8 protein-coding genes and 1 tRNA gene are annotated in these 12,269 nt (G+C 61.7%); 7 read left to right on the forward strand and 2 right to left on the reverse strand.

Translation table 11 applies throughout. The annotated features are described in order from the left end of the window. The first annotated feature begins 95 nt into the window (after window positions 1–95). From Pan216_RS06840 to Pan216_RS06850, 3 genes are all read left to right on the forward strand, one after another. Window positions 96–1,793, forward strand: a complete 1,698-nt coding sequence (locus Pan216_RS06840; protein WP_145256645.1) for a hypothetical protein — start codon at window positions 96–98, stop codon at window positions 1,791–1,793. Between the two features lie 121 nt (window positions 1,794–1,914). Continuing rightward, window positions 1,915–1,986: transfer RNA gene (locus Pan216_RS06845), tRNA-Gly, on the forward strand. A 610-nt stretch (window positions 1,987–2,596) separates the two neighbouring features. Then, window positions 2,597–4,918, forward strand: a complete 2,322-nt coding sequence (locus Pan216_RS06850) for a choice-of-anchor A family protein (protein ID WP_145256647.1) — start codon at window positions 2,597–2,599, stop codon at window positions 4,916–4,918. Window positions 4,919–5,009: 91 nt separating this feature from the next. Here the strand turns inward: Pan216_RS06850 and Pan216_RS06855 are convergent, their stop codons facing one another. Beyond that, complete coding sequence (locus Pan216_RS06855) at window positions 5,010–5,414, reverse strand: hypothetical protein (RefSeq protein ID WP_145256650.1); 405 nt, start codon at window positions 5,412–5,414, stop codon at window positions 5,010–5,012. A 501-nt stretch (window positions 5,415–5,915) separates the two neighbouring features. After that, window positions 5,916–6,611 (reverse strand): YqjF family protein, encoded by a 696-nt coding sequence (locus Pan216_RS06860; protein WP_419193346.1) that lies wholly within the window; start codon window positions 6,609–6,611, stop codon window positions 5,916–5,918. Window positions 6,612–6,861: 250 nt separating this feature from the next. Between Pan216_RS06860 and Pan216_RS06865 the strand changes: the two genes are divergently transcribed. From Pan216_RS06865 to Pan216_RS06880, 4 genes are all read left to right on the forward strand, one after another. Beyond that, the gene (locus Pan216_RS06865; protein WP_145256656.1) at window positions 6,862–7,479 is read left to right on the forward strand and encodes a pyridoxamine 5'-phosphate oxidase family protein; all 618 of its coding nucleotides are present in this window, start codon (window positions 6,862–6,864) and stop codon (window positions 7,477–7,479) included. Between the two features lie 307 nt (window positions 7,480–7,786). Next, the gene (gene bluB / locus Pan216_RS06870; RefSeq protein WP_419193347.1) at window positions 7,787–8,482 is read left to right on the forward strand and encodes a 5,6-dimethylbenzimidazole synthase; all 696 of its coding nucleotides are present in this window, start codon (window positions 7,787–7,789) and stop codon (window positions 8,480–8,482) included. A gap of 271 nt (window positions 8,483–8,753) precedes the next feature. Continuing rightward, window positions 8,754–10,757, forward strand: coding sequence for a hypothetical protein (locus Pan216_RS06875; protein WP_145256659.1), 2,004 nt, complete (start codon window positions 8,754–8,756; stop codon window positions 10,755–10,757). Window positions 10,758–11,078: 321 nt separating this feature from the next. Next, window positions 11,079–11,945 carry an RMD1 family protein gene (locus tag Pan216_RS06880; protein WP_419193348.1) on the forward strand — a complete coding sequence of 289 codons (867 nt, stop codon included), beginning with the start codon at window positions 11,079–11,081 and terminating at the stop codon, window positions 11,943–11,945. Window positions 11,946–12,269 lie beyond the last annotated feature (324 nt).

The following is a 12,269-nucleotide window of genomic DNA, read 5'->3' on the forward strand; positions in this document are numbered from 1 at the left end:
TCGGGGCGTGATGAAAAGGCCTCCCAATTCGTCACCCGAGGCCTGGTCGTGGGCTATGCTTACCATGTTCTGGGCGATCGGGGAGGAGTCAAGCGATGGAGACGGAACGCGAGTACTATCGGCCGAGCGGCCGCGTCCGGCCGGAGCGGTTTTTGATGGCGAGCGTGGTGTTGGTCGTCGGCGCCGTCGCGTCTGGGTTGGCTCTTCACGTGCTGTGGATGGCGAACTTTCGCCTGTATGTCGTCGGACCGATCTTGGCGACGATCCCACTCATGTGGATTCTTCGAAAGAGCGTCCTTTGGTCGCATTGCCGCAGTCCGCTGCTCGCGGGCGGGATGGCGGCGTTGTTGACCGGCCTCGTTTTCGTCTCGGAGTTCTACTTCAACATGCTCGAGGAGGTGGGCGGCGCGGTCGCCGGACGCCTCGATTTGCTTCCGAATTACATCCTCTTGCGACTGAAGAACGATGTCGTCGTCCAAGCAAATCGCGGCGGGCAGATGCCTGCTCCGGCAAATTTCGGTCTCAACGTCTGTTTTCTGCTTCTCGATGTCGTCGTTCTCGGGGCGATCGGTCACGAGTCAAGTCGGCGTCTTGCCCTGAGGCCCTACGACGAGCGTTGTCGCCAATGGATGGACGCGACACAGTTCCAACTCATTCCCGAGTCAATCGAGCATCTGAAGGAGGCTCTGTCCCAGGGAACGGTGCTCGCGCTCGCGGACGATATCTTCGCGCGACCGCTGGCGACCACCGAGCCACACACCACGATCACCATCCATCACGTCAACTCGGACCCGGTCGGAGAATTCAGAGAGGAAACGGACGAGAGCGAGGTGTATCTCAGCGCCGATCAGGTGGGGCCTCTCACCAAAAGCAACCACCACCGCGATACCAAGAACGTGATTAAGCTCGCACGGCTCAGTGTCGAGGAGCAAGCGTTTCTCGATTCGCGGCTGCGCGAGACGGCGACCGATCAAGCTGACGAACCGACACCGAGGGATGAATCCCCTCGATTCTCGACGGAAACGACGCCGAGCGACATCGCGACGTGCTGGAACGTGTCGGAAGATGGCCGACCGACCGTGCTCAGTCCCTTCAATGTTGGGCTCGAGGGAGTGGTAGCGTATTTTCCGTTGTTGGTCGCCTATGGTCTTCCGGTCCTTTCGGTCCTCTTGTTGCCAGTTTTGGATGAACTCGTGCCCCTAGAGTCGGCGATCCTCGCCATTTTGACTGTGGGCTTTGCGTTCCTGTTCGGAGGGCGCTGGTGGATGTCGAACCGCCCCGGTTTCCTCCCGAATCGCTATTTGCATGCGAGTAGCCGATACGAATTGAAGCGCCGTGACGACTTAATGGTCGAAATCGACGATCCACAGGCGTGGTTCATAGCCGTTGCGCCCAGGAGCAGTTGGGTGACGAGTCGCATCGATGCCGCGAGAGATGTCGGCTTCCTCGTGGTCGACCAAGTTCAACGGGAGATCCGATTTGAGGGCGATGTGGAACGGTGGCGCATCCCCGCCGGCGCCATCGTTAGCTGCGGATTTGATGGGGTGACGCCAAGTGGCGAGGTGGGGTTGACGACCTTCTACGAGGTTGGGTTGCGATTCGCGACCGAGCGTGGAGTGCAGGAGCGCCTCCTCTTTCCGAAGCATATCGAGTTCCGGTTCGTGACCAATGAGCGCCGCCGTGAGCGAGCCGAAGCGCTGCGCGAGGAGATTCTGTCGTTGATGACACCGTCCTTCGAAACGGCTACCAGAACCTCGGTACTGGGAGAGGTGTGGGCACCGTTGACTTCATGAACGAGGTCGTGCGATGTCTGCCGCTTGTCGCTCCCCGTCCCGGTGGGTACACTGATGGGATGATCGAAGCGGTGGGCTCATCGAGCGGCAGTCATGCTGGACGCTGGATCGGCACCGCGCCGCGGGTGTAATTCAGTGGTAGAATGCTGGCTTCCCAAGCCAGATGTCGCGGGTTCGAATCCCGTCGCCCGCTTTAGGATACGTCCATTCGGATGCCTCGGTTCTCCCCCTCCCGGGGAGATCAAGCCCCAATCCCTCACTTGTGCGCCGATCTCGACTCCGGTGCTACCCGTTTCCTCGCGACTCGCGTCTTCTCCCTTCCCCCTCAGCTAACGATCTGGTCGCATCGCCCCGGTTCGCGGCGCGTGCCGTGCTCATTGGGATTGTTCAAGCTCCTCTGGATTGCCGCGAGCTTGCTCGCTTCGCGCCGGCCTCTCCGTTTGGAAAGGCGTTTGGTGAGGCGTTCTGTGGGTGCCGGCTCTCTGTGGTTCAGTTGGAGTGGATTGGGCGGATAGGGTGATGGTTGGGGTTGTCCTGTCGTGTCGTTTCTTGCGGGGTCCTCCGTCTGTGATCGCTTCCTATCCGTTTTTGGCGGCAATTTCTTATTTGGGAGGAATAGGGTGACCGAGCTTCACTTGACTTTGCCTTGAATTGCGGCAAGGTTGTTTGTCGTGTTGTTTCAGTCTTGCTATAATTGTGCGTGAGGGGAGTACGCTGGGGGAAGTGCGTGCGACCCTCGCCCGTCTACCAGGAATCCTCGAAAACCGTCGAGAAGTCCCTTTCGACACCACGGGAATCAGTGAATGCACTCTTCAGTCTCAATCATCGGGAATGGACGCCTAGCTTGGGCGATTGATGTCCTCGAAGACCGCACCGTCCCCTCCGCCTCGCCGCTCGCGACGCTCGAAGTTCCTTCCGGGGCCGCGATTGGCGGGAACGTCGACTTCACCGTCGTGTTCGAGAACGAATCGGACGCGTCGACCGGTTTCGGCTCGTACGTCGATCTCTACCTGCCGGCCACCGGGGCCGATGGAGTCACGGGCGGCAACGATGGGATCACCTTCGTCGGGGCGAGCGTCGGAACGGCCGCGTTGACGCCCACCATCGTGACCTTCGGTTCCAATGGCGTTGTCGATCATCCCTTCGCGGTGACTCGCTCGGGCGCCCCGGTACAGATCGAGGGCAACCCGGGCGATCAATTGGTCGTGCTGCCGCTGCCTGTCGCGACGACGCCGCCGGGTGGATCAGTGAGCATCAGTGTCAGCGCCGCGATCGGCGCCGACGCGGTGGCCGGAGTTCCACTACAGCTTCGGGCGGGTGGTGGTTTCGCCCTAGGCAACGATGAACTCAACAACCCCGATGTCGATCCCTCGATCACCAACGTCGTCACCTCGACACGGGCGAAGTTCACGAACCTTCAGGGGAAGAGTTTCTCGTACACGTTCGTGACTGACTCCCAGACCTTCAACAAGAGCACGACGGCGGGCGTTTTCACCTGGCAGACGTCGGAGAACGCTCAAACCGACCTCGAAACCTTCTACTCGTTCTGCTACGACCTGTTGCAGAACGTCAGTCGTGGTTCGACGTACGATTTCGACATCATCAGCGCCGAAGCGGGGCCCTTCAACGGCGAGGGTGTCAGTTCGGTCATTGGCACCGAACGCGGCGATCTGCTGAGCGAGTTCTGGGGCCGCAACTTCAACAGCCTCTTCGACAACGGGACGGTGATCACGGAGAACGCGGCGGCGTTCCAAGTGGGCGTGTGGGAGATTGTCCACGACACCGGTCTGGATGTCCTCTCGGGCAACTTCTCGGCTCGCGCCGGTAGCACCAACGCGAGCTTCGTCGCCCTGGCGAACACCTGGCTCGGCCAACTCGATGGTACCGAGTCGGACTTCGTCGATCTCATCGGGCTGGGGAACCCGCGGAACCAGGACCAAATCACCTTCGCTCCCGAGTCGTTCCAGTTCGAGAGCCTCGCGACGGTCACTCCGTTCGAGGACGAGTACCCCTGCGTGCTTGACGTCATGGCCGAGCACAACGTGATCGTCTTCGACGAGGCTCGTCTGACCGCGACCGACGTCGAGGGAAGTCTTCTGGTTGGGGACGATGCCTTCTTGAACGCGGTCGGGATCGGGGCTCGGTTGGCCGATGACACCGGCGGCGATCACCTGGTGGTTGGCGACGACATCGAGTTCAATATCGGGCAGGTCTTCTTCGGCGATCTGGTCTACGGCGATGAAGCGATCATCAGCGAAGTCGGTTTCCCGCTTGGCGAGGCTCGCCAAGACACCGTGATCGACTTCGTCATGCTCGAAGCCGAACTTTCCGCGTCGTCCGAGACGTTGGGCGGGTTGCCGACCAACGGAACGGTCTTGAACGACGCCGGGACGCTCCGGCTCGACGGCGCCGATGCGGACCTGAACATCTTCCACCTCACCGCGGCGGACCTCGAGGCGGCCAACACGATCGTCATCAACGCGCCGGCCGGGGCGAGCGTGGTCGTCAACGTCTCCGGGCAGAGCGTGAACATCAGCAACCTGGGGATGAGCATCAATGGCACCACGCGGGAGTTCGTGCTCTTCAACCTCTACGAGGCGACGACGCTCGAGATGAGCGGCATCTCCTTCCAGGGGAGCATGCTCGCCGTCGATGCCGTCGTGACGTTCGACAACGGCAACCTCGAAGGGGCGCTGGTCGCCCAGTCGATCTACGGCAACGGCCAGTACAACCTCGCTCCTCCGCAGTTCTCCATCTGTCCGAACGTTCCGAGCTACGTGATGGAGCATGGCGGCGGAAGCACGAGTGGGGGAACCGCGGTTCCCGTCACCGTTTCCTACAACCCCGTCAACACCTGGGAAGGTGGCTTCCAGGGGGAGATCGTGATCAGCAACGATTCGAACCAACTCCTCAACGGTTGGGAACTCACGTTCGACTTCATCCCGCAGGTCAACGAAGTCTGGGGAGCCTCGATGAGCCAGGAGCCCGACGAGACCTACGTGCTCAACAACCTGGCTTGGAACAGCGTGATCGCCGCCGGGGAGAGTGTCACGATCGGGTTCACCGCGTCGGGTGATCCCTCGGCGATGCTGCAGGACGTCCTCGTCAACGGCGAGCCTGTCTGACAACCACGGTCCTGGTGGCGCGGACCGGAGCGTCACTTGTGACGAGCGATCGCCGTCGGCCCGGCATGGATGAATCGGTTGTCGGGAGCCGTCAAAACAGAGGACGCCTGTTGTTCACCATTCGACGGGCCTCTTCCACATTCATTTGGCCGGCGAGGATGCAGTCGCAGGCATTCCTGAGGCCGCGTTGTCGGTCGGTCGGCGTTGGCCCGACGCGGTGATCGATCAGGTACTCTTCCGCGAAATCCCACTTCATCCCGGCTTGACGAAGTAGCTCCGCGATCTTCTCTTCCTTCTGGTTGAGGTTCTTTGTCTGCAGGATCTCGAGCTGCTGATGGTAAGCCTTGCGATGTTGGGTGAAGGTCTCGATCTCGTCGCAGTCGATTGACTCGGCGTGGGCGAAGACGGTGGTGAACTTCGCCGGATCGACGCCTGAGCATCCCGCCAGTAGCAGCAGGAGGAAGGCTGGACATCGGTTGCGGAACCGGCTGTTCACTCGAGACCATCCCAACATGGTTCATTGGTGGAGTGTAGCTTCGCAGCCCGTTGATCCATTTCTTGTCGGCTACGAACGGCCCGCTTCAAGCGGCGGGCTTCGAGAGCTGACGTCTCCTCAAACGATCAACGCGACGATGGCGCCTCGTCCTTCTTTGTACAAGGACGGAGGAACGAGTGTCTTGCGACCCATGGGCGATCGAGTGACGCCGTGGGCGTTGCATCCGATGATAACGAGAACGGCGACAAGACACATCCAGGGATCGGCGGCCGGCAGCGAAAAGGTCAACGGGCTGCTAGCGTCCTGATTGGTTCATTCATTGACTAAAGGACTCTTGGGTGCCATGCCCATGCGCGCCTTGGGCATGCGGAAAACGCCAATGATTGGGCGATCCTCCGCACGATCATCGGGGCCGAGATTCTATGTAACGAACCTACCAATCAGGACACTAGGTTCCGTCTTCAATGTCGGCGTTGGTTTCGGCGGATTGCGTCAGAAGAATCAGGTTGTTGGGGGGCCCAACCGCCGGGGCGGCCAAACGACAACATCCAGTCGACGCGCGAAACGGAGCAGGGGCTTGGTCCCGGGAAGCTCGATTCCCAGGGGCTCGGTCATTCGATTCTCGCGCGGCGTCCAAGTCGCCGGCTGCAAGGGCCAAGGCTCGTGGTGGATGTCGCCCCGAACGAGGTCTCCCTTTCGATTGACGCTGTAGAGACAATAACGCTCGGTCAGCCAGTGCTCATGGGAGCCGGCGGGCGCGAGCGTGACGGGACCGGTGGGGCCGTAGCGAGCCGCGAAGGAAGCATCCGCCGCTCGGCGATGCGTGCGAAGGCTTGCATAGTCGATGTCATCGCCCGAGCGTTGGCACCGCATCGTGGCATTGAAGTAAGGGAGATGAAACCACCAGCGCGCCACCGCGACGGCGATCGGGTTGGCGGCCTCCAAGCTGAAGAACCATACGCCCGGCCTCGCGTCGAGCGTGACGTAGGTGCGAACATTGAGTTCGGGGAAGGCCGACAGCCAGGGAAGAGCGGGGCCCCCGCGAGGTCGGATGCCGCTCATGCGGAAGGGGACAACGCCGATCCAACCCTGGCCGTCGAAAGTGTCGATCGCGAGTGGCTCGGGAATCAACGGCCGCAAGACCTCGGCCGGCACCGGCCAGTGCGCGAAGAGCAGATCGTGCCAACTCTGGGCCATGATCCACGATCCCGCCGGCAGCGGCCAGGGGCGGTGGTCGGTCGATCGAAGACTTGGGTGCATGGGACCTTGGCCCTCGTGCGGCAAGGCGACGAAGTTCGACATTGAACGGGACGACTTCACTATTACCCGCCGGAAGACTTCCGCCAAGCCCGCTCTTGCCGAAGGCGACCGACGATTGATCAGCTTTGGCCGTCCTCCCTGAAAGGGATGCGCGCCTCCCGTTGCTTTCGTTTCGCGAGCCGACTGGTTGGTTGATCTTCGGCGCCTGCGTATCCCCGTCACCGTTTCTTTGCCCGAGCAGAGCGATTGCGTACTCAAAGAGTTGGGGTCGGCGGCCCACGACCATCGTGTCGCGGCGGTCGAACGAGCCGAGAAAGGTGGGACGGTGGGAGAACCCGAAGGGGCCTTGAGTTCGGAGCTGCGCGAGTTTCTCTCGCGGCAGAAAATCTTCTTCACCGCGAGCGTCTCCGGCGACGGTGAACTGAACCTTTCCCCGAAACAGGCGGATGCCTTTCGGGTCCTCGGCGAGGATCTCGTTGGCTACCTCGACCTCCCGGGTAGGCGGGCCGAGACCTCCCGGCACCTGCGGGAGCGGCGCCGGATGGTGATCATGTTTTGCAGCTTCGAGGAAGATCCGCTTATCGTGCGACTCTTCGGCCGCGGCCAAGTCGTGACCCGCGACGATCTCGAATGGGAGTCGACTCGGTCGCAGTTCGACCAGGAAGCCAACGACTGTCGCGGTATCATTCTTCTGCGGGTGGAGCATGTCCAGCGGTCTCGCGGAGCCCGGGTGCCGATGTTCGACTATCGCGGATTGCGGACGTCGCGTGCCTCCGATGCGGAGACTTCAGACCGTGGAGTTTAGTGTCCTGGTGAGTAAAGTCGCTCCATGAAACCTCGAGCCTCTTTGGTGCGGGAACTCGCCGAATCAAGGGCGTGTCCCGCATGCCCACGACAAGCGTGAGACTCTCCCGCATGCCCACGACAAGCGTGAGCATGGCACCCAAGAGTTCTCTTGGCGAGTCCACCAATCAGGACGCGAAAGCGGCGGTGATTCTCACTCGTTGGGTCGTGACCGGTTGCCTGTCAGCCAGAGTTGAGACAGTGACAAGAAAAGCGCGGCGTCGGCGGTTCGCATTCGTCGCCGCCCTCTGTTTGAGGAATCGGACGGCGTGGAGACTCAAGACAACCTCGAATTCGACGAGACCGACCGCGAGGCGATCTATCGCGTCATGCGCCAGCGACGGGACGTCCGACGTTTCCGTTCGAATCCCATCGCCCGCGAGGTGCTTGGCCGGATTCTCGAGGCGGCGCACTACGCTCCCTCGGTCGGCTACATGCAGCCGTGGAACTTCATCATCGTGACCTCGCGAGAGATTCGGGAGCAAATCAAGGAGCAGTACCTCCGCGTCAACGCCGAGCAGGCCGACAAGCTCGACGACGAAGAACGCAAGACGCTCTACGAGAATCTCAAACTCGAGGGGATCCTCGAGTCGCCGCTGAACATCGCCGTCACGTGCGACCATCGCCGCGACGCTCCTTTCGTCCTCGGGCGAGGACCGATGCCGCAAACCGATCTCTATTCGACGTGCCTGGCGATCCAGAACCTCTGGCTCGCGGCTCGGGCCGAAGGGGTTGGCGTCGGCTGGGTCAGCATCCTCGACCAAGAGGCGACGCAAGACTTGCTCCATTTGCCCGATGGCGTCGAGTTGGTCGCGTACCTCTGTGTCGGCTACCCGGTCGAGTTCCTCGCGCGGCCGATGCTTGAGCAGGTCGGCTGGAAGGATCGCATGGCGCTCAAGAGTCTCGTCTTCCACGACCACTGGGGCGAGGAACTTCCCGCGGATACGAGCTTTCCGCCCGAATAGCGGCGCTGGGGCGTTTCCGCGAGTACAGGCGACTTCCGCCGATGGCGTGGTGCGCCCGCCCCATTTCTCCCTCCCGCTCGACGATCGGCCGATCGGTCTTCCGGTCGCTGGATCCGCCGATTTGCCTCGACGTTCATTTTTGCTCACCATTTGGCTCATGCTCGACTACAATCTCGGATGGTCGTCGCGAAAATCAGCGTCCATGTCTCGTGCCATCATCGTTCGTTGGTGGTTGCGGAAAGACTCGTGGTCTATTTCGAGGGAGGGCATCGTGTCCATTTCAGCGACCTGCCGGCATTGCGGAACAACCTTCAATGTCAAGGATTCCCTGAGCGGCCGGCGCCTCAAGTGCAAGGAGTGCGGCGGCCAGTTCAAGGTTCCCTCGATCGACGACGACTACGAGGAGAGGCCCGTCAAGCGCCGCCGACGTCGCAAAAGTTCCCAGTCCTCCGGACCGATCCTGGTGGTGACCGCGGTCGTCGGACTGGGCGTCGCTGTGGGGGCGGTTGTCGTATTTCAACAGATGCAGCCGAGCAGTGCCTCGGAAGTCGCCGACGTCTCGACCGACAAGCCTTCCGCAGCGAACTCGCCACGTGAGGAGACGGTCGTCATCGAGTCTTCGCCGCGCCGTGGGTCGGAGCGTCCGGCCACCGACTCCGTAGATGCGACGTCTTCCAAGCCGACGAAACCCTCAACCAGTCCGGAACAGTCTGATCCGGAACCGACAGGCTGGTCCTACGAGCCGGATCCGCTCACGCTGCCGGAGGACGACGCCGTTGCCCGAACGGGAAGGCTCGAAGGACAGGGGGACCCCACGCTGTCTTTGGGTAGCCCGACCGTGGCATTGCTCCCCCCCCTTTCCGGCTTTGGGAACTTGGAAGTCTGGAACCTGGATCAGAACAAGCGTGTTGGACGGCAACTCCGAGGGGTGGGAAATATCAAGCACGGTACGAGAACCGTCAATTCCGACGGGAGCTATGTCGCCTTCAACGACCTGAAGACAAAAAGCGACGAAGTTTGGTCGACCAAGACAGGCCGCACCGTGCTCCAACTCGAGCCGTTGAGCGGCGGCAATACGTACTCTCTCCAGTTTGTTGGGCCGGACAAGTTGCTCCGGCACTCATACGTCTCCGGCGACGACCGCCACACGCAGTTCGAGACGTTCGCGGTTCCCGGTGGCGAACTGCTGGGGGCCTTTCGGGTCGACGCTCTCGTTTCAACCGGAAAGCTCCACTTCAGTCCGGGGTACCGGTACATGGTCATCCGGGAGCTGAATCGAATCCTTATCTATGACCTGGAGACCGGCAAGGAGATTGGGACCGACGCCGCCGAGGACAGCTTCGATATTCGCTCGCCCAAGTCGGTGGCGTTCTCGCCCGATGGTAAGGAGCTTGCCGTCCTCTCGGAACATAGCTACGAGGGGACGCTGCGCATTTATGATCTCGCGTCGGGAAAGAGGGTGCTGGAGCATCAGTTCCCGTCCAAGTTGACCGCCGGCGCCCGCATTCAGCATGGTGAGCCGGTCATTCAGTGGCTGCCGAACAACATCGGGTGGCTCATGAGCCACTACTACATCCTGTCGCGGAAGACGGGAAAGATCGTCGCGGGGCTCCAATCGGGAGACCTCCGCACCTCCCACTTCTGGCTTCTCCCCGGAGATCGCGTCTTGCATGGCCGATCCTCCAGTGGATTGCAGTTGACCTCCTTTCCCCACGAACGTTTGGAGAAAGTCCTCGCCAGCGCCGAAAGCGACGAACCCGCTTGGCTGAAGCCGGGTCAGTCGGTCAGCCTCAACGTCAAGGTGCTCAATGCTCGGCACGAGTCCAACGAGGAGGTTGAAGCGGAATTGAGCGAAGCATTGGCCGAGCGTCTGGAAAGGGATGGCTTCACCGTCGCCGACGATCAGGACGTGACGCTCCACGTCGTCTACGGCGAGGCGAAGGGCAAGACACTCCACGAGATGAAGTCGGCGCCACGCGACCGGTACAACCCGCTCGCCCGCAATCGCGGGACTCCGACCGGCAATAAGGCGGACGCGACGTCCATCACCTGTCGCGTCGCGTGGAGGCTTAAGAAACGGGCCCAGCCGCTCTGGCAGAGCGACCTGAGTTTCGATCAAACCTTCGCCCTACTCCGCGACAAGCTGACCGATAAGGCGCTGCGTGACAGCGCGTTTTCCATGCTGCGGTTGCGACTCGATCAGGAGTTCATTCCCTACTACATCCCCGAGGGACGACTCAACGAGACCCTTCCGATGCTCATCAGCCTAGACTGACTTGCCCAGCGATCGCGTCGTTCTTGGGTTACCTTGGGTTGGCACCGCGGGCGAACGATCCCGACCCGGGAGAGACGCGTCCCATGGATGTGGGACCGAGGCCGCTATGGGATTCCGCGCGGGACACGTTCGGGCATTGCGGCCGGAAACGCGTCCCCGTCGACGATCAGACGCGGCTTCCGTTGGGGAACCTCCTTGCTGAACCGACTCGCTCTGGCCCCCGCCGTGTCGGCTCCTGATTTGCCCGATGCCGTCGATCCCGATGATCGCTAGATTGGCTCTCGGTGTCGAAGGGGACGCCGAGCATGGGAGAAGGGCGCGGTGACGTCGATCATCTCTTCGAGTCAGGATCGTTCGGCCGACGATCCGAGTGATCCGTCGGCGGGAAAATCTCTGCCGTTGGAACTGAAGGCTCCAGTCGAGGTCCGGGTCCTCTTCCTTGGGGAACGGCTCGATCTGCGCGACCTCGCGGCGGGACCTCATCTTTGGGCTCGGCCGTTGGCGGTCCGAGCCGGCCAGGAGGGCGTCGCCGTCCTCTTTCGCTACGGAGCGGTGGTCCTCTTCGCGCTGCCGCCCGTCGAGGAGGCCTCGTTTCTCAAGTCGTTGGCCCCGATGATCCAGGGCCGCTTCGCCAAGCCCGAGACCGATGAAGCACGGCTCCTGCTTGCTCAAGAGGGCGAGGAGCGGGCGGGGAACGACTTGATCCATCTACGCGAGCTGAGTCTGCCAAGACTGCTGATCGTGGCGGATATCCTGGCGAAGAGTGTTGTACTGGCACACTATGAGGTCAGGCTCCTGGAACGCTTCGACCGCTTAGAGCCGATCGCGTCGCAGCTACGTCACGGCGTTACGCGCGGGCGGGCCGCCAAGGAACTGCTCGGTCATGTCGGCGACACGCTCCTCATGCAGCAACGCATGGTCGGCCGCGCGGAGGTGTCGGACCGTCCCGAAACCCTCTGGGAGTGTCCCGAACTCGAGACGCTCTTCCAACGGCTCCAGGACGAGTACGAACTGACCGAACGCCATCGAGCGCTCGACCGCAAGCTCGAACTCATCCAGGAGACCGCCAAGACGGTCCTGGACCTCTCCAACTTCCGCCGAAGCTTGCGGGTCGAGTGGTACATCGTCTTCCTGATCGTCGTGGAGATCTTGCTGACGCTCTACGAGCTCTTCGTTCGGGGCCACTAGTGTCCTCCGCCGGGGCGTCGCCGGCTCCCCAGATCATCGCCGATCGCCGTGGCCAGACGCCCAAGCTTGACGCGGACGAGTGAGCGCGGCGACGCTTGCGGTTTCCGGGTCTTCGTTTTGGGGGCAATGGGGCGCGTCGAGGTCTCGTTACCTCGGAGCGGCTCGCATGGACCAAGTGTCATGGGAGGAACCGGTGCTACGGGCGGCGTCGAATCTCGGAACCAAAATTCTCCACGATTTCTCGTCATTTTCTCCAACAAAGCCCAATCTTCGAGTCGTATACATCGGCGACCCCATGCGGATGCGTTTTGTTACGACAATAAT

The organism is Kolteria novifilia (assembly GCA_007748055.1).
Taxonomy (GTDB): domain Bacteria; phylum Planctomycetota; class Planctomycetia; order Kolteriales; family Kolteriaceae; genus Kolteria; species Kolteria novifilia.